Origin of the sequence: Jeongeupia sp. HS-3, assembly GCF_015140455.1 — a bacterium.
GTDB lineage: Bacteria > Pseudomonadota > Gammaproteobacteria > Burkholderiales > Chitinibacteraceae > Jeongeupia.
On the sequence record NZ_AP024094.1, the window covers coordinates 1,979,104 to 2,002,772 of the forward strand.

The 23,669-nt window shown below is 62.7% G+C and carries 23 protein-coding genes; 5 read left to right on the forward strand and 18 right to left on the reverse strand.

All coding sequences use genetic code 11. The features are described from left to right. The first annotated feature begins 24 nt into the window (after positions 1 to 24). Complete coding sequence (gene xth, locus JLC71_RS09400; RefSeq protein ID WP_200915176.1) at positions 25 to 795, forward strand: exodeoxyribonuclease III; 771 nt, start codon at positions 25 to 27, stop codon at positions 793 to 795. A 6-nt stretch (positions 796 to 801) separates the two neighbouring features. Next, positions 802 to 1,473, forward strand: coding sequence for a Crp/Fnr family transcriptional regulator (locus JLC71_RS09405; protein ID WP_200915177.1), 672 nt, complete (start codon positions 802 to 804; stop codon positions 1,471 to 1,473). A 60-nt stretch (positions 1,474 to 1,533) separates the two neighbouring features. Here JLC71_RS09405 and JLC71_RS09410 read toward each other — a convergent pair whose 3' ends face one another. The 6 genes from JLC71_RS09410 to JLC71_RS09435 all read right to left on the reverse strand — a co-directional run bounded on the left by JLC71_RS09410 (position 1,534) and on the right by JLC71_RS09435 (position 7,205). Next, entirely contained in the window at positions 1,534 to 2,691 is a 1,158-nt protein-coding gene (locus tag JLC71_RS09410) for an OmpA family protein (RefSeq protein ID WP_200915178.1), read from the reverse strand. Between the two features lie 157 nt (positions 2,692 to 2,848). Further along, on the reverse strand, positions 2,849 to 3,703 hold the full coding sequence (locus JLC71_RS09415; RefSeq protein WP_236250850.1) for a YoaK family protein: 855 nt from the start codon (positions 3,701 to 3,703) through the stop codon (positions 2,849 to 2,851). A gap of 38 nt (positions 3,704 to 3,741) precedes the next feature. Further along, entirely contained in the window at positions 3,742 to 4,167 is a 426-nt protein-coding gene (locus JLC71_RS09420; RefSeq protein WP_200915179.1) for a hotdog fold thioesterase, read from the reverse strand. Positions 4,168 to 4,279: 112 nt separating this feature from the next. Continuing rightward, entirely contained in the window at positions 4,280 to 4,699 is a 420-nt protein-coding gene (locus JLC71_RS09425; protein WP_200915180.1) for a VOC family protein, read from the reverse strand. Between the two features lie 93 nt (positions 4,700 to 4,792). Then, entirely contained in the window at positions 4,793 to 5,401 is a 609-nt protein-coding gene (locus JLC71_RS09430) for a lytic transglycosylase domain-containing protein (protein WP_200915181.1), read from the reverse strand. Between the two features lie 91 nt (positions 5,402 to 5,492). Further along, complete coding sequence (locus JLC71_RS09435; protein ID WP_200915182.1) at positions 5,493 to 7,205, reverse strand: proline--tRNA ligase; 1,713 nt, start codon at positions 7,203 to 7,205, stop codon at positions 5,493 to 5,495. Positions 7,206 to 7,374: 169 nt separating this feature from the next. Here JLC71_RS09435 and JLC71_RS09440 point away from each other — a divergent pair, with 169 nt between their 5' ends. Further along, positions 7,375 to 8,550 (forward strand): MFS transporter, encoded by a 1,176-nt coding sequence (locus tag JLC71_RS09440; protein ID WP_200915183.1) that lies wholly within the window; start codon positions 7,375 to 7,377, stop codon positions 8,548 to 8,550. Between the two features lie 115 nt (positions 8,551 to 8,665). Next, positions 8,666 to 10,009 (forward strand): NADP-specific glutamate dehydrogenase, encoded by a 1,344-nt coding sequence (gdhA, locus tag JLC71_RS09445; protein WP_200915184.1) that lies wholly within the window; start codon positions 8,666 to 8,668, stop codon positions 10,007 to 10,009. A 75-nt stretch (positions 10,010 to 10,084) separates the two neighbouring features. Here the strand turns inward: gdhA and JLC71_RS09450 are convergent, their stop codons facing one another. Both JLC71_RS09450 and JLC71_RS09455 read right to left on the reverse strand, forming a co-directional pair. Continuing rightward, positions 10,085 to 10,789 (reverse strand): N-acetylmuramoyl-L-alanine amidase family protein, encoded by a 705-nt coding sequence (locus JLC71_RS09450; protein ID WP_200915185.1) that lies wholly within the window; start codon positions 10,787 to 10,789, stop codon positions 10,085 to 10,087. Next, the gene (locus tag JLC71_RS09455) at positions 10,776 to 11,144 is read right to left on the reverse strand and encodes a hypothetical protein (protein ID WP_200915186.1); all 369 of its coding nucleotides are present in this window, start codon (positions 11,142 to 11,144) and stop codon (positions 10,776 to 10,778) included. Before JLC71_RS09455 ends, JLC71_RS09450 begins: the two co-directional genes overlap by 14 nt. Positions 11,145 to 11,327: 183 nt before the next feature. On the opposite strand from JLC71_RS09455, the gene JLC71_RS09460 reads away from it, so the two are divergent. After that, entirely contained in the window at positions 11,328 to 12,353 is a 1,026-nt protein-coding gene (locus JLC71_RS09460; protein WP_200915187.1) for an imelysin family protein, read from the forward strand. Between the two features lie 66 nt (positions 12,354 to 12,419). Here the strand turns inward: JLC71_RS09460 and nagA are convergent, their stop codons facing one another. The 10 genes from nagA to JLC71_RS09510 form a co-directional block, all read right to left on the reverse strand. Further along, entirely contained in the window at positions 12,420 to 13,571 is a 1,152-nt protein-coding gene (gene nagA / locus JLC71_RS09465) for an N-acetylglucosamine-6-phosphate deacetylase (protein WP_200915188.1), read from the reverse strand. Further along, a complete protein-coding gene (gene agaF, locus JLC71_RS09470; RefSeq protein WP_200915189.1) occupies positions 13,561 to 13,992 on the reverse strand; it encodes a PTS galactosamine/N-acetylgalactosamine transporter subunit IIA in 432 nt (143 codons plus the stop codon). Before agaF ends, nagA begins: the two co-directional genes overlap by 11 nt. 213 nt (positions 13,993 to 14,205) lie before the next feature. Continuing rightward, a complete protein-coding gene (locus JLC71_RS09475; RefSeq protein WP_200915190.1) occupies positions 14,206 to 15,099 on the reverse strand; it encodes a PTS system mannose/fructose/sorbose family transporter subunit IID in 894 nt (297 codons plus the stop codon). Next, positions 15,089 to 15,859, reverse strand: a complete 771-nt coding sequence (gene agaW / locus JLC71_RS09480) for a PTS N-acetylgalactosamine transporter subunit IIC (RefSeq protein ID WP_236250851.1) — start codon at positions 15,857 to 15,859, stop codon at positions 15,089 to 15,091. Before agaW ends, JLC71_RS09475 begins: the two co-directional genes overlap by 11 nt. A gap of 18 nt (positions 15,860 to 15,877) precedes the next feature. Further along, positions 15,878 to 16,351: a PTS N-acetylgalactosamine transporter subunit IIB gene (gene agaV, locus JLC71_RS09485; protein WP_200915191.1), complete on the reverse strand. Its 474-nt coding sequence runs from the start codon at positions 16,349 to 16,351 to the stop codon at positions 15,878 to 15,880. 24 nt (positions 16,352 to 16,375) lie between these two features. Next, positions 16,376 to 17,524 (reverse strand): SIS domain-containing protein, encoded by a 1,149-nt coding sequence (locus JLC71_RS09490; RefSeq protein ID WP_236250852.1) that lies wholly within the window; start codon positions 17,522 to 17,524, stop codon positions 16,376 to 16,378. After that, on the reverse strand, positions 17,521 to 18,822 hold the full coding sequence (locus tag JLC71_RS09495) for a D-tagatose-bisphosphate aldolase, class II, non-catalytic subunit (RefSeq protein WP_200915192.1): 1,302 nt from the start codon (positions 18,820 to 18,822) through the stop codon (positions 17,521 to 17,523). Before JLC71_RS09495 ends, JLC71_RS09490 begins: the two co-directional genes overlap by 4 nt. A gap of 13 nt (positions 18,823 to 18,835) precedes the next feature. Beyond that, positions 18,836 to 19,606 carry a transcriptional repressor AgaR gene (gene agaR / locus JLC71_RS09500; RefSeq protein ID WP_200915193.1) on the reverse strand — a complete coding sequence of 257 codons (771 nt, stop codon included), beginning with the start codon at positions 19,604 to 19,606 and terminating at the stop codon, positions 18,836 to 18,838. A 638-nt stretch (positions 19,607 to 20,244) separates the two neighbouring features. Further along, the gene (locus JLC71_RS09505) at positions 20,245 to 21,600 is read right to left on the reverse strand and encodes an L-serine ammonia-lyase (RefSeq protein ID WP_200915194.1); all 1,356 of its coding nucleotides are present in this window, start codon (positions 21,598 to 21,600) and stop codon (positions 20,245 to 20,247) included. A 60-nt stretch (positions 21,601 to 21,660) separates the two neighbouring features. Continuing rightward, positions 21,661 to 22,977 carry a serine/threonine transporter gene (locus JLC71_RS09510; protein WP_305066866.1) on the reverse strand — a complete coding sequence of 439 codons (1,317 nt, stop codon included), beginning with the start codon at positions 22,975 to 22,977 and terminating at the stop codon, positions 21,661 to 21,663. Between the last annotated feature and the right edge of the window lie 692 nt (positions 22,978 to 23,669).

A 23,669-nucleotide genomic window follows, 5' to 3' on the forward strand; every position in this document is an offset into this window, starting at 1 on the left:
TTCTTCAGCCTTGCGACCCGCCTCATGCAATTTGCCACCTGGAACGTCAACAGCCTGAAAGTGCGCCTGCCGCAGGTGCTCGACTGGCTCGCCAGCCGTCCCGAGCTGACCGCGCTGGCGCTGCAGGAAACCAAACTCGAAGACCACAACTTCCCGCAGGCCGAGATCGAAGCCGCTGGTTTTCATGTCGTCTACGCCGGGCAGAAAACCTATAACGGCGTCGCCATCATCAGCCGCGTGCCGATCGACGAGGTGGTGGTCAATATTCCCGGCTTCGACGATCCGCAAAAGCGCGTGATCACCGCCACCATCGCCGGCGTGCGCTTTATCTGCGCCTATATCCCCAACGGCCAGGCGCTTGATTCGGACAAATACCCGTACAAGCTCGGCTGGCTGGAAGCACTGACCGCATGGCTCAAGACCGAGCTGCTACAGCACCCGCAACTGATTCTCGCTGGCGATTACAACATCGCGCCGGAAGATCGCGACGTCCACGACATCACAAAATGGGAAGGCGGCGTGCTGGTGTCGCCGGCCGAGCGCGAAGCGTTCGGCAAGCTCGTCGCGCTGGGGCTGACCGATGCCTTCCGGGCGTTCGAGCAACCGGAAAAATCGTTTACATGGTGGGATTACCGAATGCTCGGCTTCCGCCGCAATGCCGGGCTGCGCATTGACCACTTACTGGTGACGGCAACACTGGCGGCCAAGCTGACGGCTTGCGAGATCGATAAAGAGCCGCGCAAGAACGAACGCCCTTCCGACCACACGCCGGTACTCGCCGTCTTCGGCGACTGAGGACATATGGATAAGGCCAAACTGTTGTCGGGCAGCAGCCTGTTTTGCGAGCTGTCGCACGATGAGCTCGCCGGACTCGCCATGCATGCGCAGCCGCGCAGCGTGCGCGCCAAGGAAATCATCGTCGCCCAGGGCGACGGTGGTGACGCGATGTATGCGGTGCTGCACGGCCGGCTCAAGGTATTGCGCACCAGCGATGAGGGCCGCGAGGCCACGCTGGCGATTCTGGAAGCCGGCGAAGTATTCGGCGAAGTCGCCATGCTCGACGGCGGCCCGCGTACCGCCAGCGTTGAAGCACTGGAGCCGTGCGAGCTGCTGGTGCTGCGCCGCGACGCGGTGATGCAGCATCTGGAATCACACCCGAAGGTGATGCGCCAGCTGATCGCCGCCCTGTGCCACCGGCTGCGCGGTGCCGACGAGCTTTTGCAGGACACGCTGTTTCTGCCGCTGCCGCAACGGTTGGCCAAGACCTTGCGCCAGCTCGGCGCGCAGCACGGCAGCGATCGTGATGGTAGCGTATTGATCGATCTGAAACTGACCCAGCAGGAAATCGCCAACCTCGTCGGCGCCAGCCGCGAGAGCGTCAACAAACAACTCAATGTGTGGGTCGACGATGGCTTGATCGCGCTGGAGGGCGGCTACGTCAGGTTGATCGAACCGGACAAGCTGCCCAAGTAAAACCATGAATGCATGCAACGCGGGCCCCTGGCCCGCGTTGCTGTTTTGGCTTCGGTTTGATCAGTTGGCGACGAATTCGATGCGCCGGTTCTGACGCTTGCCGTCCTCGCTGCTGTTGTCGGCCAGCGGTCGGCTATCACCGTAACCCACCGCAGTCAGCGTATCGGGCGGCACACCCTTGGCGATCAGGTAATTGCGTACCGCCGCAGCACGTTGCTCGGACAACGCCTTGTTGTGCGATGCGTCGCCCACGTTGTCGGTATGCCCGGCGATCTCGCCCTGCTTGCCACTGGCCTTCAGCTCACTGGCCAGCTTGTCCAGCGAAGCATGGTATTTCGGCTCGATCGCCGCACTATCAGTGCCAAACTGCACATCAATCTCAATACCGGCGAGTTTGAACAGCGCCGGTGCGCTGGCCACCATGGATGCCACCGGTGTCTTGACGTCAACCTCGGGGATATCGGGAACCTTGGGGGTGCCGCAGTAGCGCAATGCGATAAAGGCCAGTATCAGCAAGGGCAGCAGCCACCATAACCAGCGCGGTACGCGAGATTTCACGGCGGCCTCGGCCGACTCGACCGCGCCGCCAATCTTGCGCTTGGCCGCATCGCCAGCATCGGCCACCGCGCCCAGCGCCGCGCCGGCATGCGAAGTCAGGCCGCCGAACAATCCGGCAAAACTGCCCACCCCGAGCGCCTGCAACAGCGGGCCATCAAGCAGTTTTTCCAGCCAGCCCTTCTGCTCACCCAGAATGCCCAGGAAGCCCGCATAGCCACCGCCGGTCTGCCCCAGTTTGGACTTGAGCAAGGACAGCAGCATCGGTGCCCCCAGCGCCAGCAAGGAGGTTGCCGAACCCGCCGATACCCCGGCCTTGGTCGCGATCGCACCGGCAACGCTATCGGCCTGCCCGCCCAGTAGCGCGGGCAGAAATTGCCTGCCGCTTTCCACAACACCGGCCAGCACGTTGTCGTCACCAGCCAGCACGGTCGGGCTTTGCAACAGGCCCCCATCAACCTTGGGGCCGGAGATCAGATCAAACAAACCGCGCGCCGCTTGTGGATCCCCGGCCTGCTTGACCACCCCGCCGACCAGCGCGGGCAAGACCTGCCCGATCACCGAACTGGCCGTCGCGGCATCCATGCCCAGTGCCTTGCTGGCAAAACCGGTCAGAACCGGCCCCGCTGCGCCTTGCAAAACCTCAATCAGATTGAACGCCATCTTGACGCCTCCTTGCAGGATATGGGGAGACCTTCGCTCCCCTAGCATCGCGAAGGCAAAACCGAACCGCATGGTTCACTCACCATTTAGGTGCAAAGAAGGCAAAAAACTCAAGTTAATCAATGACTAGATGACGAATAAATGGCCGTTCGTCCGCTCAGCGGCGCGAATACCGCAGCCTGAGCAAGCGCCCGCGCACTTGTACGTCCTCCCACACCGGCATCACCGCCAGCAGCAACAGGAACAACGCCAGCGGCACAGTGGCAACAAAACCGGCACGCTGAAACGCCCACGCGCCGACAATCCCGCCCGAGAAAAACAAGCTCAACAAGCCAAGATTGAGCGCCAGCAAGCTACGGTCGGCCACCACGCGCGGCATCCCCGCAGCATCGCTATGGCGGTTCCAGTACAGCAGGCGACCGAGTTCGATACCGATATCGGTGACCAGCCCGGTAACGTGGGTGGTGCGAATCCGCTTGCTTGATAACTTGGTAACGATGGCGTTCTGCAAGCCCATCAGATAGCACAACCACATCACCGTAAACGGCAAGAAGAAGCCGCTGAGTTTACTGAGCCAGCCACCCAGCAAACCAAACCCGAGCATCAACACGGCTTCGAGCAGCAAGGAAAGCGCGTACTCGCTGTGCATACGCCGCCGCCGCGCCCAGTTGATCAACAACGATGAGGTTGCCGCACCCGCAGCGAAACAGATGAAAGCACCCAGCCCGGCCAGCAGCAGTTTCAGATTCCCCAGCACCAGCTGATCGGCCATGGCCGAGACGATGCCCGACATATGCGAGGTATATTGACCGACCGCCAGAAAACCACCGGCGTTGGCGGCTCCGGCGACAAAGGCGAGCGACAGGCCCAGCGTCTGGTCGGCCTCGCGCGTGCGCTCCCGCCCCACCAGTGCATGCATCCACTTCATCGCCGCCTCCACCTTGCCGTCAATCCTGCCAGCGTGGCAGATCGAGCGCTTGGACGCTTCGCCCCAGATCAACCCGGCAGGCATAAGCCGGCCCAATCCGGCAACTTGCGACAAATTACCGGCTAAGGCCGCTGGATGATCGCGTTGGTCAGCCGGGCGATGCTGATCAAACGCCCCGCCTCATCGTCAATGCGGATTTCCCAGACATGCTGGCTTTGGCCCAAGCGGATCGGCCGCGCCGTACCGGTCACCCGGCCGCTCGACGCCGAACGCACATGGCTGGCGTTGATCTCGGTGCCAACGGCGAGATGGGTCGACGTATCAACGATCAGATTGCTCGCCAGGCTGCCTAGCGTTTCGGCCAGCACGCAGGACACCCCGCCGTGCAGCAGCCGCATCGGCTGCACCGTACGGTGATCGACCGGCATGGTGGCCACCACATAATCGTCACCCACTTCGGTGAAACGGATATCCAGATGCTCGACCGCGGTATTGGCGCACATCGCATCGAGATCGGCAGGGACAAACGGGCGAAACCAGATCGGCATGGGGCTATCCTCACAAACAGGTACGGCCAACAATAGGCGCAAAAAAGCCGGCCCGACAGACCGGCAAGTGCGAGTAAGCCTGTTTGAAACCGCCGCGACCGCGCGGTGGCGTTTACAGAATAAGATTGTCGTGCTGATCGAACTTCCAGCCATCCTCATACAGCACCTCGAACAGATGCCCATCAGGGTCGCGAAAATAACCGGCATGGCCCCATTGATTGGCGACCGCGGGTTTGACGATGGTCGCGCCGAGTGCTTCGGCCTTCTGCATCACCCGGTACACGTCGTCGGCTGTTCGTGCGATATACGCCAAGGCAAAACCGGCAAAACCGCTGCCCTGCGGCTGATCGAAATTGGCATCCTTGGCGAAGGCTGTGCGCGACTGGATCGCCAGCGCGATGCCACCCAGATCAAAAAGGGCAAAGCCTTCCGAGCCGGCCTTCGATCGTTGCCAGCCGAGCGCCTGATAGAAGTCGACCGATTTTTGTACATCGGCAACGCCAAGCAGGATCAGATTAAGGCGCTGACGCATGGGGAACTCGCAGGATCGTTGGATAAGCGTCGATGCTAAGCCCGAATCGCTTCGCCGCGTTGTCGCGCCGTCATAATAAGCAAGCCGGGCAAATCAACGCTGCGCGACGCTATTGCCCGTCCCGCTCCACGCATAGTTTTTCCACGCCCCGTAGACAAGGTTCGGATATTCGGCGCGGCCGAGGCTGCCGTTATAGCGGCCCAGCGCCCGAAACAGATCGCCGTTTTCGATATCAAGATAGTGACGCAAAATGGTGCAGCCGTAGCGCAGGTTGGTGTTCACGTCCAGGAGGTTCTGGTCGGATGCGCCGATCTGCCGCTGCCAGAACGGCATCACCTGCATCAGCCCGCGCGCGCCGACCGGGCTGATCGCGTAGCGGTTGAAGCCGCTCTCGATATGGATCAAGCCCAGCACCAGTTGCGGATCAAGCCCGGCGCGCGTGGCCTCGTACTGCACCGCGATCAGCAGCTTGCGACGCATGAATTCATCCGGAATCCGCTTGGTGAGCCGGGCACTCATCTCGGCCAGCCATGCATCGGCCTCGGCCTGGGTAGCAAAAATCAGCCGGGCCTTGGCACCGTCGCCAATGGCGCGCGACATCGCCGATTGCACCGACGACGACAGCGCTTCTTCGCGCTGCGCACCGGCAAAGGCCGCGCCGGCGAACACGGCAAGAACGAGCGCGAGGGAGATTTTTTTCATGGTGCAGAACATCGATTGAAGCTTTCGTAAAAAACGGGGCCAGCGTTAAACGCTATGCCCCGTTCGCGATACCGGCAAGCCGGATGACGATTTATGCCAATTGCTGCTGCACGAAGGCAACAGCGTCGCCGACGATCACCTTCTGCATCTCGCCGCCGGCACGCGCAACGTACTCGACCAGACCGTCGGCCAGACCCTTGTCGCCGATGGTGATGCGGTGCGGGATGCCGATCAGTTCCATATCGGCGAACATCACCCCCGGGCGCTCGTTGCGATCGTCCAGCAGCACATCGACGCCGGCGGCGGTGAGCTTGGCGTAGAGCGCATCGGCCGCCGCTTTCACCGCTTCGGACTTGTGATAACCGACCGCGACGACGGCGACGGCGAACGGCGCCAGTGCCGGGGTGAAGACGATGCCGCGCGCGTCGTAGTTCTGCTCGATCGCGGCGGCGACAATGCGCGAGACACCGATACCGTAGCAGCCCATTTCCATCGGCTCTTGCTGGTTGTTCTCGTTGACGAAGGTGCAGTTCATCGCGGCCGAGTACTTGGTGCGCAGCTGGAAGATATGGCCGACTTCGATGCCGCGGCACAGCTCCAGCACGCCCTTGCCATCCGGGCTCGGATCACCGGCGACGACGTTGCGGATATCGGCAACGACGTGCGGTTCGGGCAGATCGCGGCCGAAGTTGACGCCGGCGATGTGGAATTTCGGCTTGTTGGCGCCGCAGACAAAATCGCTCATCGCCGCGACGGTACGGTCGGCGATGACCTTGATGTCGGACGCAATGCCGACCGGGCCGAGGAAGCCCGGCGGGCAGTTGAACTTGGCGCGGATTTCTTCATCGGTGGCGAAGCGGAATTCGCCGATGCCGTCGACCTTGGACAGCTTCACCTCGTTGAGCGAATGATCGCCACGGATCAGCGCGATCACGAACTGGTCGGCGCCGGCAATCAGCGCGATCAGCTTGACGGTCTTCTCGATGCCGATCTCCAGCAGCTTGGCGACGTCTTCGCAGGTGGTTTGCTTGGGCGTATCGACATCGCGCAGTGTCTCGGTGGCGGCGGCACGCGGCGCGGTCGGCGCCAGCGCTTCGGCCAGCTCGACGTTGGCGGCGAAATCCGAATCCGGGCAGTAGGCCAGCAGGTCTTCACCGGCATCGGCAAGCACGTGGAACTCGTGCGAGCCCGAACCACCGATCGCGCCGGTGTCGGCGGCAACGGCGCGGAACTTGAGGCCAAGGCGGGTAAACACGTTCGAGTACGCCTGGTACATCTTGCCGTAAGTGACTTGCAGGCCTTCGAAGCTGGCGTCGAACGAGTACGCGTCTTTCATGGTGAATTCGCGCGCACGCATCACGCCGAAACGCGGGCGGATTTCGTCGCGGAATTTCACCTGGATCTGGTAGAAATTGGCCGGCAGTTGCTTGTACGAGCGCAGCTCGGAGCGGGCGATGTCGGTGATGACTTCTTCGTGCGTCGGGCCAAAACAGAACTGGCGATCGTGACGGTCGGTGATTTTCAGCATCTGCGGACCGAACTGTTCCCAGCGGCCGGTTTCCTGCCACAGCTCGGCCGGTTGTACCGCCGGCATCAGCAATTCCTGCGCGCCGGCCTTGTTCATTTCATCGCGCACGATCGCTTCGACCTTGCGCAGCACCTTGAGGCCCAGCGGCATCCAGGTATAGAGGCCCGAGCCGAGCTTTTTGATCAAGCCGGCACGCAGCATCAGCTTGTGCGAAATCAGTTCGGCCTCGTTCGGGGCTTCCTTGAGGGTCGAGATATACAGTTGCGATGTGCGCATGGCGGATGGGGTCGGCAAACGGGAAAGCGCAGATTCTACCAAAGCCGCGCGACTATGCCGTTGCGGCGCGCGTAGTGGCGGCAATATCCACATTGCGCGCCACGCTTGTGCCCGCAGCATCGGTGCGACAATGGCCTCAGCATTTATCTATCCAGAACGGTTCAGCCCCATGCAGCGACACGTCCAAAGCTGCGCTAACGCGCCGCGTTACGCCCCCCGTCTGGCAACCATGGCCTTGTTTTTCGTCGCCGGTGCCACTTACGCCACCTGGGGGATTCATATTCCAACGCTGCGCGACCGCTTTGCGTTGTCGCCGGCGTGGCTGTCGGTGGCGATGTTCGCGGTGGCACTCGGCGCCATCGTCGCAATGCAGCCCGTCGGCAAGCTGATCGCCCGGCTCGGCAGCGACAAGGTCGTCGGTGTCTCGGCTTGGTGCTTTGCCGCAACGACGGCACTGTTGATGCTGATGCCAAGCTTCTGGCTGACGCTACTGGTGCTGATCGGTTTCGGCGTCGCCAACGCCGCGTATGACGTGGCAATGAATGCGCAGGCGGCGACGGTCGAGGCCGGCGGCGACAAGCCGATCATGTCAACGCTGCACGGGCTGTTCAGCGTCGGCGGCATGGTCGGCGCCAGCGTCGGCGGTGTGATCATTTCGCTCGGCGTGCCGCCGTGGCTGCATTTCGTTGGTATGGGGGTGCTGATCGCGATCACCGGCGTGCTCGCGCGGCCCAGGCTGATCGCCGATCCGGCAAGTGCTGCGGCCGGCGGGCAGCAAAAGCACGCGCATGCGGGCCGGCTGCTGTGGGTGATCGGTTTTCTGGCCTTCCTCGGCCTCGTTGCCGAGGGCGCGATGTACGACTGGACGGCAATCTACCTGCGCGACGTCGCGAAATCGGTCACGCTGGCCAGCTTCGGCTACGCGACCTTCTCCGGCGGCATGGCGATCGGGCGTTTCTCAGGCGATGCGCTGCGCGCGCGCATGGGGATGCTGAAACTGCTGAGCACCAGCGGCATCGTCGGCGTGGCCGGCATCGTGCTGGCGCTGGCGTGGCCGAATCCGTGGGCGGCGCTGTTCGGCTTCCTGCTGATGGGTCTGGGCTGCGCCAACCTCGTGCCGATCTTCTTCGTCGCCGCCTCGCGCTTGCCGGATATGCACGCCGGCGAGGCGATCGCCGCCGTGGCGCGGCTGGCTTACGTCGGCATGCTGCTCGGGCCGGTGCTGATCGGTTTTGTCGCCCAGCACGCCGGCCTGCGGCTTGCGCTGGGGCTGGTGGCGGTTTCGATCGCGTGGATTGCCATCGACGGCAGCCGGGTGCTGAAAAGGGCACTCCAGCCCGCTTGAAACCTGATCACTCCGGTTTGCAGCGCAAGACTGCGTTGCATCAAGAGTCGCCGGCTCATTAGCTGTATTATTTACTTTCCATAAAAGTACCAAATGCCATGTAAAGGGGTGGGGAATGAAGTATGGGCACGTGAATGAATTTCTCTCTGTTGTTGCGGAACGCAATCCGGGCCAGCCGGAGTATCTGCAAGCGGTCACCGAGGTCATCGAGAGCCTGTGGCCCTTCATTCAACAGCACCCCCGCTATGCCGAATACGGCCTGCTCGATCGGCTGATCGAGGCCGAGCGCGCGTTGATCTTCCGCGTCTCGTGGGTCGACGATCAGGGCAAGGTGCGCGTGAATCGCGGCTACCGCATCCAGCACAGCTCGGCGATCGGCCCGTACAAAGGCGGCATCCGTTTTCACCCGTCGGTGAACCTGTCGGTGCTCAAGTTCCTCGCCTTCGAGCAGACGCTGAAAAACGCACTGACCACCCTGCCGATGGGCGGCGGCAAGGGCGGTGCGGATTTCGACCCCAAGGGCAAGAGCCCCGGCGAGGTGATGCGTTTCTGTCAGGCCTTCATGACCGAGCTCTACCGGCACATCGGCGCCGATACCGACATCCCGGCCGGTGATATCGGCGTCGGTGCGCGCGAAGTCGGCTTTATGGCCGGGATGATGAAGAAGCTCTCCAACCGCAACGACTGCGTGTTTACCGGCAAGGGGCTGTCGTTCGGCGGCTCGGTGATGCGGCCCGAGGCCACCGGCTACGGCACCGTCTACTTCGCCGAGGAAATGCTGCGCCACGCCGGGAAATCGCTCGCGGGTCTGCGGGTGGCAGTGTCGGGCTCGGGCAACGTCGCCCAGTTCGCGATCGAGAAGGCCATGGCGCTGGGCGCCAAGGTGCTGACGGTATCCGATTCGAGCGGCACGGTGATCGATCCGGACGGTTTCACCCCGGAGAAACTGGCCTTGCTGCAGGACATCAAGAACCGCCACTACGGCCGCGTCAGCGATTACGCCGAACGCGCCGGCGTGCGCTTTGAAGCCGGCGTGCGCCCCTGGCATGTGCCGGTCGACGTGGCGATGCCGTGCGCAACGCAAAACGAACTCGACGGTCAGGATGCGGCGCAACTGGTCGCCAACGGCGTGATCTGTGTGGCCGAGGGCGCCAACATGCCGTCGACCGCCGCCGCAGTGCGCATCTTCACCGAGCACGGCGTGCTGTACGCGCCGGGCAAGGCGAGCAATGCCGGCGGCGTCGCCACCTCGGGGCTGGAAATGAGCCAGAACGCGATGCGGCTGTCGTGGTCGCGCGACGAAGTCGATGCGCGACTGCTGGACATCATGAAGGGCATCCACGCCGCCTGCCTGCATTACGGCCAGCGCGAAGACGGCAGCGTCAGCTATGTCGACGGCGCCAATATCGCCGGCTTCGTCAAGGTCGCCGATGCGATGCTGGCGCAGGGCGTCATCTGAGAATCCGTTGCAACGGTAATGACATCATCTTGGGGTCTTTCCCATCCTCAGCCCTGCCGCCCGGCGGGGCTTTTTTTATGCGGACGGCAAGCAGGACATTGCCGACGCCACCGCGTCGGCAATCTTGCGGCGTGTTTCCGGCTTTTTCATCGTCAGCGCTTCGTCGCGGTTGATGATGACGCCGGCTTCGAGCAGCAGCGCCGGAATGGTCGCGTACTTCACCACCACGAAGGACGATTGATACACGCCGCGCCCGCTATCGAGCACGGTATAGCCCTCCCCCGACGCATCGCGCACGTGATGCAGGTTCGGGCTGAAGCCGGCATGCTTCATCGCCCCGCCGACCGCTTCGGCGCAGGCGAGGCTGGCGGCGTACTCCGGGTTGTCCGGCGACACGAACACCGAGTAACCGCGCGAAATATCGCTGTAGCGCCAGGTTTTACCGTTGACGGCCCAGTTCGACAGATAGCGCTCGTTCACCGAATCGTGATGAATCGAAATGAACAGCTCGGCACCGGCAGCCAGCGCGGGGCGGCTCCACAGATTGTCCATATCGCCGCCGGCGCCGATCAGCAGCACCACATGGCCGTCGGCGCGCAGCCGTTTGGCCACGGCCTGCGCCAGCGCGAGGTTGTAGCCGAACTCGCTCTCGCCGTAGGCGCTGGTCGCCCCCGGCGCGGCCAGATAATGGCCGACATCGACGGCGATCGTCGCCGCCTGGGCGACGCCCGCACACGCGGCGAGCAGCGCCCAGACGACCAGCGACTTACTCGGCCGCATCGCCTTCGTTCGCGGCCTTCACCGCAGCCAGCTCGGCCGCCTGTTGCTCGACGCGCTTGGCGGCGATCTTCGGACGCAGGATATTCATCATCACGATGTCGCGTGCGCTCATCAGCGCCAGCAGCCAGACGATCAGCACCCCGGCGTAGGCCAGCGTGTTGTGCTGGAAACCCGGCGAAAACGATTCGAGCATGGGATTGATCACGAACTGGATCGAGCCGATCACCAGCACCAGCAGCAGCAAGGTCGAAATCGCCCGCTCCTTCAAAAACGTACCGCGCAACAGCACGCGTTGATCCCACTTCGACAAGCCACGCAGTTCGGGCACATCGTCGGCCCGGAAATAAAACGCCATGATTCCTCCTCAAAGATAGCCAGACCGCCCGTCGGGGCGGTTCGTTCCCGGCGCAGTGTTGCTGCAAGCGCCCGCCTTGGCAAGTGTGCGACACCAGACACGCCGGTCGGCGGCAGCCGGGCTGCGCGTCCGACGCGCTTGTGGTAAGAAAGGCGCGGGAGACAACAACAAAGGATGGAGAGAATGAAACTGCCGATCTGCGCCCTGCTCGCGGCGCTATCCACAGCGGCCTTTGCCGGTACCACGCCCTTGCAACAGCCCGAGCTGGTCAAATCGCTGGCCGATCAGGTTTATCTGCCGGCGCTGCAAACGCTGCAAGCCGATACCGAACGCTTGAGCGGCAAGATCGGCGCCTTGTGTGCCGCCCCCGGCGAGCAAACGCTGGCCGAGGCGCAAGCCGCCTGGCGTAACAGCGCCGATGCGTGGCGCCGGGTCGAAGCCAACCGCGTTGGCCCCTTGCGCCTGGACGAAATCATCAACCGCATCGATCCGTGGCCGCTTGATACCGCCGCGCTCGCCCGCGGCATCGCCATCACACCGGTCAAACCCGCAGAACCACAGGCTTTCGATCTCTGGAGCCGCCAGCCCAAGGGTGCCAGCGGCCTGCCGGCGATCGAAGCTCAACTCTTTGGCGCAGCGCCGGCCAAACAACTGGCACAACTGAAATCCGGCCAGCATTGCGGCTTTGCACAATGGCAGGCGACCGCACTCGCCCGGCAATCGCAAATCCTGATCATGGAATGGCAGGGTCTGCGCCGCGGCCTCAATTACGACCCGACCTACCCACGGCCGCTGATGACCGAAATGCTCGCCCGCAGCGTCGCCGGCCTGCGTGAGCTAGCGGGCTGGAAACTCGCCAAGGGCGACATCGCGCCACCGGCCTCGCAATTCCCGGATGCGCGCAGCGGCAATACCCGCGCCAGCCTGCTGGCGAGTTTCGACGGCATCAGCGCGGTGCTGCTTGGCGCACCGAATGGCGTCGGCTTTGACGATTACCTGCAAAGCCGCGAGCGTGACGAGGCCGTCACCGAACTGAAAAGCCGCCTCGACGACACCCGCCGTGCACTGGCGGCGCTGCCGGCCAACTTCACGGCTCACGCCGCCGAAACCCGTGGCGAGCGCATGCTCGCGCAGCGGCGGCTGAACGCACTCGCCGATTATGTCGACGGGCCGATGCGTGAAGCACTGGGGATGATGATTCCGGGCTGAGCGGCACGTATAAAAAAAGCAGAGCGGCAAAGGGGGGTAGTCCGTGCCGCCCTGCCTTGAAACCTATCAATCCGCGCCGAATACCGCACGCCCCTGCACCCAGGTCGCGACAACGTCGCACTGCGGCGTGATCGCCGTCAGGCTCGCGGTCTGCCCCGGGGCGATGCTGCCCAGATCTGGCCTGCGCAAGGCGCGCGCCGGATTGCGGCTAGCCAGCGCCCACGCACGCTCCAGCGGCAGGCCGAACCAGTCCTGCGCGTGTTTGACCGCGGCGATCAGATGCAGGGTGCTGCCGGCGAGGCCACCGACATCGGTCCGCACCACGCCCGCGTGCATGTGCACGGTGAATTCGCCGAGCGCGTAATCGCCGTCGGGCATGCCGGTGGCGCGCATCGCATCGGTGATCAGGATCAGCCTTTCCTCGCCGACGCTATTGAGCGCGATCTGCGCCGCCGCCGGGTGGACATGATGGCCGTCGACGATCAGTTCGACATCGGCCTCGGGCCGGGTCAGCCCGGCACCGACGACGCCCGGATCACGGTGGTGCAGGCCGCGCATGCCGTTGTAGCAATGCACCACGCCGCGTGCGCCGGCGAGCATCGCATCGACGGTTTCGTCGTAGCTGGCGTCCGAATGGCCGATCAGCGTGCGCACGCCACGCGCGCGCAACCAGGCAATCGCCTCGTCGGCGCCGGGCAGTTCGGCGGCCAGCGCGACGGTGTTGAGCGTACCGTCGGCCAGCGCATGCCAGCGCGCCAGCTCGGACACGCTGATCGGCCGCATCAACGGCACCGGATGCGCGCCGCAGCACTTCGCGGTGAAGTACGGCCCTTCCAGATAGGTGCCGACGATTTCGGCACCGGAAACGCCCAGCTTGCGGCTCTCGCGCACCTGCACGATCGCCGCTTCGATTTTCTCGACCTGCGCGGTGACGGTGGTCGCGGCAAACGCACCGACGCCGTGGCGGGCGAAGTAGGCCGACATCGTGTCGAGCGCGTCGTGGCTGGCGTCCATCACGTCGCAACCGACCGCGCCGTGCACATGGCTGTCGACCAGCGCCGGCATCAGCCAAGCATCGCCCAGATCGCGGTCGAAACCGCCGCCGGCTTTCACCGCGTGGATGCGGCCATCGCCGCCGATGTGGACGACGCCGTCGGCTAGCCAGCCCTGCGACGTCAGTACTCGTGCAGCCCGGAGGCGCAGGGGTTCACAGGCCATCGACGGCCTCCGCACGCTGCCGCTTGCTCGCCAGCCGGTCGGCCAGACTGGTAATGCCACCCTGCCCCGCCTCGATTGCCCGCTGGCGGAATTCTGCGGCGCTCGCGATATCGTCGCGCTCGAACAGCATCTCGGCGAACATCGCCAGATTCATCCCGGCAATCACCTCGGTGCCCGGGCGGGCCTGCGCCAGCGTCGACGCAATCCGGAATGGCGAACCGCCCAAGAGGTCGGTAAAGAACACCACGTCGCCCGCACAGCCGGCGAGCACCTCGGCCAGTTTCACTTCGAGATCGCCGGTGCCCATGCCATCGGGAAAATCGACGACATGCAGATCGGCTTGTGCGCCGAACACCTGGGTGATTGCTTCGTTGATGCCACTGGCAATGCGGCCGTGGCCGGTCAGGATCAGGGAAATCATCGTCTTGCTCCATGCGGCCGTGGCCGCGATGTCCGTTCAATTCAGGGCTAACTCAGCGCAGCCCAATCACCAGCACCGTTTCGATCGGCGAGCGAGCCAAGGCAGGTCGTAGCCGCCCGAAGCGCAGGAACCGGAATGGACACGAGGTCCATGAGGATTCCGAGCATCGGACGGCTGCGAGATGCGAAGGCGCAGCCGCCGAGCGGAATGGTGCTACAGGAAGCCCGCGAACTTGCCGACCAATCCCAAGACCACCGTCAAGCCGATCAGTTTCACCGGCGAATAGCCCTTCTTCATCAGCCAGTACACCACAAGGGTGAAGCCGAGCGGCAAGAGGTTGGGCATCAGCTTGTCGAGCACGCCGGTCTGCAAGACGATATCGGCCTTGCCGGCGTGGATCTCCAGCGGCGTACTCAGTCGCACATAAGACGCCACCAGCGCACCGATCACCGTCATCCCGACGATAGACGCCGCGTGCGAGATCTTCTTGGTGCTGTTTTTCAGCACGCCGATCGCCCCCAAACCGGCCCGATAACCGTAATGCGCCAGACCGAAGCGCAGGCCGAAGTGCAGTGCGTTGAACAGCAAGAGGAAGACGATAGGCCCGAATATCGAACCTTCGAGCGCCAGCGCCGCGCCGATGCCGGCGCAGATCGGCAACCAGGTCAGCCAGAACATCGCGTCGCCGATCCCGCCCAGCGGCCCCATCAGCGCGACCTTGACCGCACGGATGGTCGAGATCTTCTCCTTGCTCTGCTCCATCGCCAGCACGAGGCCGGACAAAAAGGTCACGTCGAACGGGTGGACGTTGATGAATTCGAGATGCATCTTCATCGAATTCGACAGGTCTTCCTCGTTCTTGTGGATCTTGCGCAGCGCCGGAATCAGCGTGTACAGCCAGCCGCCGGCCTGCATCCGTTCGTAGTTGAACGATGCCTGCAGCGCGAGCGAGCGCCACGCCATGCGGTTGATGTCCTTCTTGGTCAGCGCTTCGCCGGGAGTGGTGTCGACGTAATCGTCACGCTCGACCGAACTCGTGGCCAGCGCCTGTTCCATCCGCTTCTCGGCCTTGGCGGCCAATGCGGCTTCGCTATCGTTAAATGCCATCTTCCACCTCCACATTCTGGGCAGCAGCCTGCGGCTGGGCGCGGTTGCTGTTGAAGAAGTCGATCATTGCGATCGCCAGTGCGCCGAGTGCAATCGCCAGGATCGGCAGCTTCAGATAGGTCACGCCGACGAAGCCGAGGATGAAGTAGGCGACGTAGTTCTTGTTGAGCATGATCTTCATCAAGAGCGCGAAACCGATCGCAGGCATCATGCCGCCCGCCACCGACAGCCCGTCGAGCACCCACTGCGGTGCGGCCTTGACCACCGCACCGGCGGCATCGGCGCCGAAGTAGATCGGCAGGAAGGCAACGATGAAGTAGAAGCAGAACAGGATGGCCATGCCGAGGTAATTAACGAGTTCGATCCCGCGCCAGTTGCCCTTTTTCGCCATCGCGTCGCACTTGTGCATCATCGGCGAGAACGCGGTGAACAGGACGGTGATACACCCCTGCACCGCGATCGAGAACGGCACCGCCACCCCGATCGCCACCGTGGGCTCCGCCTTGGTCAGAATCGCAAAGGCGGTGCCGATGATCCCCCCTATCACCACGTTCGGCGGTTGGGCGCCGGCCAGCGGCACCATGCCCATCCAGACGAGTTCGAGCGTCCCGCCGACCAGAAGGCCGGTATGAACGTCACCCAGAATCAGCCCGACCAGCGGGCCGAGCACCACCGGACGGTGGAAGTGGGTCAACCCGTCAAACAGGTCCACCCCCGCCAAACCGGCCAGCAGCGCAATCAGCAATGCATCGATCAACATGTCTTACCCCTCCCAGAGTCAGAGCAGCTTGGAAACGAGTTCGCCGGCCTCGTCGGGAACGCGGCGAATCTCGCAGGTGACGCCCAGCGAGGCCAGCTCGCGGAACGTCGCCACATCGGCATCGTCAACCGACACCGTCTTGTGGATCTGGCGCTTGCCCTCGGCGAAGTGCATGTTGCCGACGTTGACAAACGTGATCGGTACGCCGCCCTTCACCAGCGCCAGCACGTCCTGCGGTGTCTTGCAGACGATGAGGATCTTCTGGCGGTCGGCGGCCTTGTGAATGACTTCGGCGGTCTTGGCGAGCGTGAAGTAGCGCGTCTGCACGCCCTCGGCGACGACCATGTCCATCAGGTTCTGCTGCACCGGATCGGCTGCGGCGGTGTCATTGGCGACGAGGACCAGATTGGCGCCGAGGCTGCCGGTCCAGGTCACGCCGACCTGGCCGTGCACGAGGCGGTTGTCGATGCGGGTCAAGAGAATGTTCGGCATGGTGTTTTTCTCGCTTGTCTTGGATCAGTTCGGATACGGGTAGATCGTCACGCCCTGCACCACCCGGTTCACTTCACCGGTCGGGCACGGGTTGTCCGGGGTCAGGCCGGCGGCGAGCGAGGCTTCAAACGCGAACAGTTGCGCGAACAGCAGGTAAGGCAGCGCCAGCCACAGGTCGTCGGCGTCGGGCAGTTCGACCTGCAATGTGTCGCCGTCCTTGGTCCCGAGCGCGATCACCTGCGGTGCGATGCCGTTGCCGACCAGCTCGGCGTACAGGTCGTCGTCGTAGCGGCGCGTGTACGGCGTGGCCGACATGAACACCAGCACGCAGGTGCGGGCGTCGATCATGAATTTCGGGCCGTGGCGAACGCCGAGCGTCGAATCGAAACGCGTGGCGATCTTGCCGGCGGTCAGTTCCAGCAGTTTCAGCGACGCCTCTTCGGCCAGCCCGGCGAGGCCGTTGCTGCCGAGGTAAACGACGCGCTCGAAACGCCCGGCGGCGAGTTCACGCGCCTGCTTCGGCCAGACGGCCAGTTTGGCCTCGCACAGCGCGGCGACCGATTCGATCCGTGCCGCGGCCTCCGTCAGCGGCACCGCGCCGAGCATCACCGCCGCGGCGACGAACATCGACGTGAAGCTCGACGTCATCGCGAAGCTCTGGTCGTTGGCGCCGTCGGGCATCAGCACGCAGCGCACTCGCGGGTTGCCGGCGGCATAGCGCGCCAGCGCACCGTCCGGGTTGCAGGTCAGGATCAGGTGGCGGCAGTCCGGCAGCAGCTGGTCGGCCAGTTCGACCGCGGCGACGCTTTCCGGGCTGTTGCCCGAACGGGCGAACGACACCAGCAGCGTCGGCAGGCGTGGATCGAGCCAGGCTTGCGGATCACCGACGATGTCGGTGGTCGCGACCGGGTCGATGCGCAGGCCGGTGCGTTCGCGCAGCACCGGTGCCAAGGTCTTGCCGGCAAAGGCCGAGGTGCCGGCGCCGGTCATCACCACGCGCAGGTTAGGGGTGGCGAGCAGGTCGCTCAGCCACGGCTGCCAGTCGGCGGCGGATTTCACCAGCGTCGTGGTGATTTCGCGCCACAGCCGCGGTTGCTGGCTGATTTCGCGGGCGGTGTGGCTCGCGCCGTGGGCAACGAGATCGTCCTGATCATGGTCGAGGTAGGTCATCATGCAGCCCTCCGCGCATCGGCAGCCCGGGCCATGCCGCAGGCACGGGCATAGCTGCGGGTCACTTCCATCACCTTGTCGATCACCAGCGCCTCGGCGGTCGGGGCGATCCGGCCTTCGGCGACGCGCTTGGCCTGCTCGGGCAGGTACTGGCTCACCAGCGTCATCAACAGCGGCTGCTTGCCGAGGTTGGCGAACAGCGTCTCTTGCGCGGCGACGACCTTCGGGTGCGGCCAGTAATAGCGGATGCGGTCGGACAGGCTGTAGTTGCGGTCGAGGTATTGCTGGTGGCCCGGCTGCGCGTAGTACGGCAGCCAGTAGTCGGGCTCTTCCTGCATCACCTGCGCGATCACCGATTTCAGGTGCGAAGCGCCGAGTTCACCTATGGTTTCGCGCTCGATCACGTCGAGCGCATACAGCGCCTCGCGCAGCGCGAACGTCAGCCCCGGGCCGACCTTGAGGATGGCGAAATGGTCACGCACCAGCTCGGCCAGCGCGGTGTCGCTCTGGTAATCGGTCGAATGCGCCTCGAACACCAGCGGCTCGGACTCGATGAAGGCACTCAGTGCCTTTGCCTTGTCGGCAGCGTAGCGGACGACCTTGTGGTGGTCGAACTCGACGCCGGGCTGGACAACCATCGCGATCACGCGCTCGAACGTTTCGGCCAGGCCGGCGGCGGCGAACACTTCGCGGTGGATCTTCAGCGTGGTGCCGGCGGCTTGCGGCGAGGTGACTTCGAGCTCGCCGAGTTCTTCGTTGGCGCCACCGGGCACCGGCACTTCGGTGCCGATCACGTAGACCGGCGCTTCACCGCCGGCTTCGCGCCATGCGGCCTCCGAAATCACGCACAGCTGCGCGGCGCGCTCGGCAACGACCGCATCGGACAGCGGCACCGGATCGCCGGCGCACGACATCGAGCAATCGAGGTGGATCTTGCGGAAACCGGCCTTCACGTAGTCGCGAACCATATCGCCGGCCATCGCCATCGCCTCGGCAGCCGGTGCCTTTTTCCACGCATTCGGGCCGAGGTGATCGCCGCCGAGAATCAGTCTGGCCGGATCGAAACCGACCTTCTTCGCCAGGCCGAGCACGAAATCGCGGAAGTCGGCCGGCTTCATGCCGGTGTAGCCGCCGAACTGGTTCACCTGGTTCGACGTCGCCTCGATCAGTACGGCGCTGTCGTCTTCCAGCCCCTGGCGCAGCGCGGCTTCGAGCACCAGCGGGTGCGCCGAGCACACCGAGTAGATCCCGGTCGGCTGGCCGGCCTTGTGTTGGCGGATGGTCTCAAGCAGTAAACTCATGACGGGTGACTCCTTATTCGTCAGCGACGATCACGTTGACGCCGGAAAGCGTCAGCGCACGTCGGTATTCGTCGGAAATGCCGCTGTCGGTAATCAGCGTGTGCACCTGCGGCAGCGGGCAGATCACGCAGAAACCGCGGCGGCCGAACTTGCTCGAATCGGCCAGCAGCACGACCTTGTCGGCCGCCTTGATCATGGCGCGGTTGAGCTGGGCGTCCTGTTCGTTGGTGGTGGTGACGCCGGCCTTGAGATCGATGCCGTCGGCACCGATGAACAGCGTGTCGAAGTGGTGCAAGCGCACCGCCTGCTCGGCGATCGGGCCAAACAGCGAATACGAATCGGCGCGCAAGGTGCCGCCGGTCATCATCAGCTCGAAGCGCACGTCGCCAACCAGTTCGTTGGCGAGGTTCAGCGCATTGGTCATCAGCGTGCAGCGCTTGTGCGGTTCGATGTAGCGCGGCACGAAGCCGACGGTGGAACCCGAGTCGATGATCAGCGCATCGCCGTCGTTGACCAGCTGCGCTGCGGCGCGGCCGATCAGCTGCTTGGCCTCGCTGCGGATTTTTTCCTTCTCGCGGAATTCGAGCTCGAAGGCGAATTGCGGATTGAGCACGGCCTTGCCGTACGAGCGGCTGATGCAGCCGCTCTGCTCGAGGAAATCGAGGTCGCCGCGTATCGTCACCGTCGAAACGCCCAGCACCTCCGACAAATCGCCGACGTGGCAGCTTTCCTGTTCGCGCAGCCATTGGACGATGCGGTTGCGGCGTTGTTGAACGCGATCCATATCCGATACCCGATTGATTGAATTCACTTGGCAAAAAGCCGGTTCTGGCGGCTTGGCAGCCTGAAGCGATGGCCAACTGTAGGCCTTCAATCAAAAGCAGGTCAACGATGACACTTTCGACTTTCCAATGGCATGACTTGCGACTTTCCGGCCAGGCGACAAGAAAAAATCACGAGAAAATCTTGTAAAACTACTGAAACAAGAAGCAACACACATCAAGCTCAATCGATTGTTATAAAAGGAATATTCATAATCAATGCCCTTTAGGTAAGGCAAAACCCACATAAGAAATGCCGATAAATGAAATAAAACTACGCAAGACGCGCCTGCAGCTGATCGAATCGATGGAAAGTAAAAAGAAAACAAATGCAAAGATCGTAAATTGATTTACTTTCGATCTTTACCGACGAACGGGAATATTTACCGCGCCCGCTCCCCGCGCAGGTGAACAATCCAGACACACCGAAACCCGATACTTCGGCGCGGCACCGGTCAAACCAGCAGGCGCAACCGGAATCCGGCCAATGCTGGGCGCGCGATATCGACGGGCCCAAGCGGCCCCTGGGATGGTGCTCCGGGCCAGACCAAAAAAAGGGACGCCAAACAGGCGTCCCTTTTTTTAACTACCGCGACCGGGCCTAGACACGATGCACGGTGATGAACTTGGCCAGGCCACCACACGATGTTTCGCGGTACTTCGGATCCATGTCCTTGCCGGTGGCGTACATCGTTGCGATCACCTTATCCAGCGACACGCGCGGTTCGCTGATCCGGCACAGCGCCATGCGCGTGGCGTTGACCGCCTTGACCGCGGCGATGGCATTGCGCTCGATGCACGGCACCTGTACCTGACCGCCGACCGGGTCGCACGTCAGCCCCAGATTGTGCTCCATGCCGATTTCCGCCGCGATGCACACCTGCGCCGGGCTGGCGCCAAGCAGCTCGGCCAGACCGGCGGCGGCCATCGAACACGCCACGCCGACTTCGCCCTGACAGCCCACTTCGGCACCGGAGATCGACGCGTTCATTTTGTAAAGCGAACCAATCGCGGCCGAAGCAAGGAAAAAGCGGCTGCACGCTTCATCGTCCAGCGGGCTGATAAAACGGTCGTAATACGCCAGTACCGCCGGAACGATGCCGCAAGCCCCATTGGTCGGCGCCGTGACGACACGGCCGCCGGCGGCGTTTTCTTCGGACACCGCCATCGCGAACAGGTTGATCCAGTCCATTTCGGCCATCATCGAGGTGCCGCCTGACGTATTGCGGGCCAAGCGGTAACGCATCGCCGCAGCGCGACGCGGCACCTTGAGCGGGCCGGGCAGATAACCCTCCTGCTCCATGCCGCGCGCCATGCTCGCCTGCATGGTCTGCCACACCCGCTTGAAGTAATCGCTGATCTCGGCATCGGTATGCAGCACGCGTTCGTTCTCGCGAATCACGCTGGAGAACGACATGCCGGTTTCCTCGCAATGACGCAGCAGATCCTCCGCACTCTGATAGGGATAAGGCACAGCGACCTTGCCCAGTTTCTGCTTGCCGAAGCCCTCTTCATCGACGATGAAACCGCCACCAATCGAGTAGTAAATCTTGCTCATCACCGGTGTGTCGCTACTGAAGGCCAGAATCTGCATGCCGTTTTCGTGCAAAGGCAGATTGCTGCTGTCGAACACCTCCTCATACTTGACGTTGCCGCCACCGGCCAGCGGCAGCATGCCGGTGGCCGTGACGCTGGCGAAAAGCCTGGGCAACAACTCGATATCGACCGTGTTCGGCAGATTGCCGGCCAGGCCGCCGACAATGGCCTGATCGGTCTGGTGGCCCTTGCCGGTCAGCGCCAGCGAGCCGTGCACTTTGGCGACGATGCGGTCGACCGATGCGCTCAAGCCCTTGCCGGCGAGTTCATCGGCAAATTGCTTGCCCGCCGTCATCGGGCCGACGGTATGCGAGCTCGATGGGCCAATACCGATTTTGTACAAGTCGAACATGCTGAACATGGCGTGCTTCCTATCCGGGACGGCCAGCGGCGTTGCCGTCCATCCGTGATCGTTGAGGGCTTAGAGCAGTGAATAAAGAGCGGCGGAGATCGTAATCACACCGATCGTCACCACGAAGATGTTGCTGACAGCGCCCGAATACTTGCGCATCGCCGGCACCTTGTGAATTGCGTACATCGGCATCAGGAACAGCAGGATCGCAATCACCGGGCCGCCCATCGACTCAATCATCGTCAGGATGGACGGATTGAGCGTTGCCACCAGCCAGGCCACCAGCACCATGAAAATCGCGGTGTAACGGTTGAGCTTTTTGTCTTCGATCTGCTTGCCGCGGCTGCGCAGTTCCTTGACCACAATGCCCTTCAAGCCTTCGCTGGCGCCAATGTAATGACCGAGGAAAGACTTGGTGATTGCCACGAAGGCAATCAGCGGCGCCGCGTACTGAATGATCGGCTGATTAAACTGGTTGGCCAGATAAGACAGGATGGAAATGTTCTGCGCCTTGGCAGCAGCCAGATCGGCCGACGACAGCGCGAACACGCAGCTGAACACAAAGAACATCACGGTGACGACCATCAGCGTATGGGCCAGCACCAAGATTCGACCGCTCTTCTTGTCGGCATCCTTGCCGTATTCACGCTTCTGATCCACCGCAAAGGTCGAAATGATCGGCGAGTGATTGAACGAGAACACCATGACCGGGATCGCCAGCCAGAGCGTCTTGAGGAAATCAACCGGCGTAGCCGAAGCGCTGTGATGGATGAATTCACCGACCTGCCAGTGCGGAATCATGTACAGCGACATCATCAGCAACACGGCCACGAACGGGAACACCAGCACGCTCATGGTTTTGACGATCACACGTTCGCCGCAGCGCACGATCAGCATCAGTCCCAGAATCAGCGCCAGCGACAATACGGCGCGCGGCGGCGCCTGCCAGCCAAGCTGGTTGACGATGAAGCTGCTGACGGTATTGGTGACCGCAACGCTGTAAACCAGCAGGATCGGGAAGATCGCGAAGAAATACAGCAGTGTGATCAGCTTGCCGGCGCCGGTGCCGAAGTGTTCTTCGACCACCTCGGTGATGTCCTCGCCCTTTCTGGACGAGCCCGACAGCACGAAACGGGTCAGTGCGCGGTGCGAAAAATACGTCATGGGCAAAGCCAGCAGCGCCATAAGCACCAGCGGCCAGAAACCGCCCAGGCCAGCGTCGATCGGCAGGAATAACGTCCCGGCGCCAACGGCGGTGCCGTACAGGCCCAACATCCAGACCGTATCCTGCTTGCGCCACGTCGATGCATTGGCTACCGGCGCAGTACCGGGGGATGCGATGGCGTCTTGATCGATGCTCACATCGATGGTGGTGGCTGCTCGCATAAATGGATCTCCATTCCGGGTCGGGCGCCTTGTGGGCGCGGCTGCGGCACCTGGGTCGGTGCCTGTTGACTGGGTGATACGGATCGCCACACCAATCATGTAGGCATCTTATCGGGTGCTACATGACAGTTCGCGGCAAAAAGAACACCATTCCATTTGCATTTTTACCCAAAGCAAGCGGTGATTTAGTCGACTACGGCAACCATTGAAAACGGTTGTTTTTTGCATTTATTCATCGACATAGCATCGCAACTTCAGCAGAAGGCCGTACACAAAGGGCGGCACAGGAAATGCCGGGAGCAGAGCATCGGGCACAATCAAAGCAGCCATATTGAGCTCACGCAAAAAACCCGACCGGATGTACGCAGAGCGGCAGATAGATACTCGAACAACAGCGAAAAAAGCAGAGCGGGCATTAAAAAACGCATTATTTTCAGTGCAATGCCAAATGGCAATACATTGCAACCGCAATACGTAACTGCAGCGATTACCGATCAAACATTCATACTCGACTGATTCCGGCGCAATCGCAGCAAATCGCAAAGTCAAATCCAGTAAAAATGCAATGTTAATCCTGCGCATATCGCCAGGAACAATTCACACCGGAAGCCAAACCACGGCCGATATCGAAAGGCGGCGAATGGCCGGAAATCAGGCTCATCAATCCGGCATTGATGAAGTATCAGCGCAGG

Bases quoted from the DNA above. Each gene is read 5' to 3' on its own strand.
- JLC71_RS09420 (WP_200915179.1), bottom strand. From the start codon at position 4,167: ATGCCGATCTGGTTTCGCCCGTTTGTCCCTGCCGATCTCGATGCGATG.
- JLC71_RS09425 (WP_200915180.1), bottom strand. From the start codon at position 4,699: ATGCGTCAGCGCCTTAATCTGATCCTGCTTGGCGTTGCCGATGTACAA.
- agaW (WP_236250851.1), bottom strand. From the start codon at position 15,859: ATGTTGATCGATGCATTGCTGATTGCGCTGCTGGCCGGTTTGGCGGGG.
- JLC71_RS09460 (WP_200915187.1), top strand. From the start codon at position 11,328: ATGAAACTGCCGATCTGCGCCCTGCTCGCGGCGCTATCCACAGCGGCC.
- xth (WP_200915176.1), top strand. From the start codon at position 25: ATGCAATTTGCCACCTGGAACGTCAACAGCCTGAAAGTGCGCCTGCCG.
- JLC71_RS09405 (WP_200915177.1), top strand. From the start codon at position 802: ATGGATAAGGCCAAACTGTTGTCGGGCAGCAGCCTGTTTTGCGAGCTG.
- JLC71_RS09490 (WP_236250852.1), bottom strand. From the start codon at position 17,524: ATGATGACCTACCTCGACCATGATCAGGACGATCTCGTTGCCCACGGC.
- agaF (WP_200915189.1), bottom strand. From the start codon at position 13,992: ATGATTTCCCTGATCCTGACCGGCCACGGCCGCATTGCCAGTGGCATC.
- JLC71_RS09410 (WP_200915178.1), bottom strand. From the start codon at position 2,691: ATGGCGTTCAATCTGATTGAGGTTTTGCAAGGCGCAGCGGGGCCGGTT.
- agaV (WP_200915191.1), bottom strand. From the start codon at position 16,351: ATGCCGAACATTCTCTTGACCCGCATCGACAACCGCCTCGTGCACGGC.
- JLC71_RS09430 (WP_200915181.1), bottom strand. From the start codon at position 5,401: ATGAAAAAAATCTCCCTCGCGCTCGTTCTTGCCGTGTTCGCCGGCGCG.
- nagA (WP_200915188.1), bottom strand. From the start codon at position 13,571: ATGGCCTGTGAACCCCTGCGCCTCCGGGCTGCACGAGTACTGACGTCG.
- JLC71_RS09440 (WP_200915183.1), top strand. From the start codon at position 7,375: ATGCAGCGACACGTCCAAAGCTGCGCTAACGCGCCGCGTTACGCCCCC.
- gdhA (WP_200915184.1), top strand. From the start codon at position 8,666: ATGAAGTATGGGCACGTGAATGAATTTCTCTCTGTTGTTGCGGAACGC.
- JLC71_RS09415 (WP_236250850.1), bottom strand. From the start codon at position 3,703: ATGCCTGCCGGGTTGATCTGGGGCGAAGCGTCCAAGCGCTCGATCTGC.
- agaR (WP_200915193.1), bottom strand. From the start codon at position 19,606: ATGGATCGCGTTCAACAACGCCGCAACCGCATCGTCCAATGGCTGCGC.
- JLC71_RS09435 (WP_200915182.1), bottom strand. From the start codon at position 7,205: ATGCGCACATCGCAACTGTATATCTCGACCCTCAAGGAAGCCCCGAAC.
- JLC71_RS09495 (WP_200915192.1), bottom strand. From the start codon at position 18,822: ATGAGTTTACTGCTTGAGACCATCCGCCAACACAAGGCCGGCCAGCCG.
- JLC71_RS09510 (WP_305066866.1), bottom strand. From the start codon at position 22,977: ATGCGAGCAGCCACCACCATCGATGTGAGCATCGATCAAGACGCCATC.
- JLC71_RS09505 (WP_200915194.1), bottom strand. From the start codon at position 21,600: ATGTTCAGCATGTTCGACTTGTACAAAATCGGTATTGGCCCATCGAGC.
- JLC71_RS09450 (WP_200915185.1), bottom strand. From the start codon at position 10,789: ATGCGGCCGAGTAAGTCGCTGGTCGTCTGGGCGCTGCTCGCCGCGTGT.
- JLC71_RS09475 (WP_200915190.1), bottom strand. From the start codon at position 15,099: ATGGCATTTAACGATAGCGAAGCCGCATTGGCCGCCAAGGCCGAGAAG.
- JLC71_RS09455 (WP_200915186.1), bottom strand. From the start codon at position 11,144: ATGGCGTTTTATTTCCGGGCCGACGATGTGCCCGAACTGCGTGGCTTG.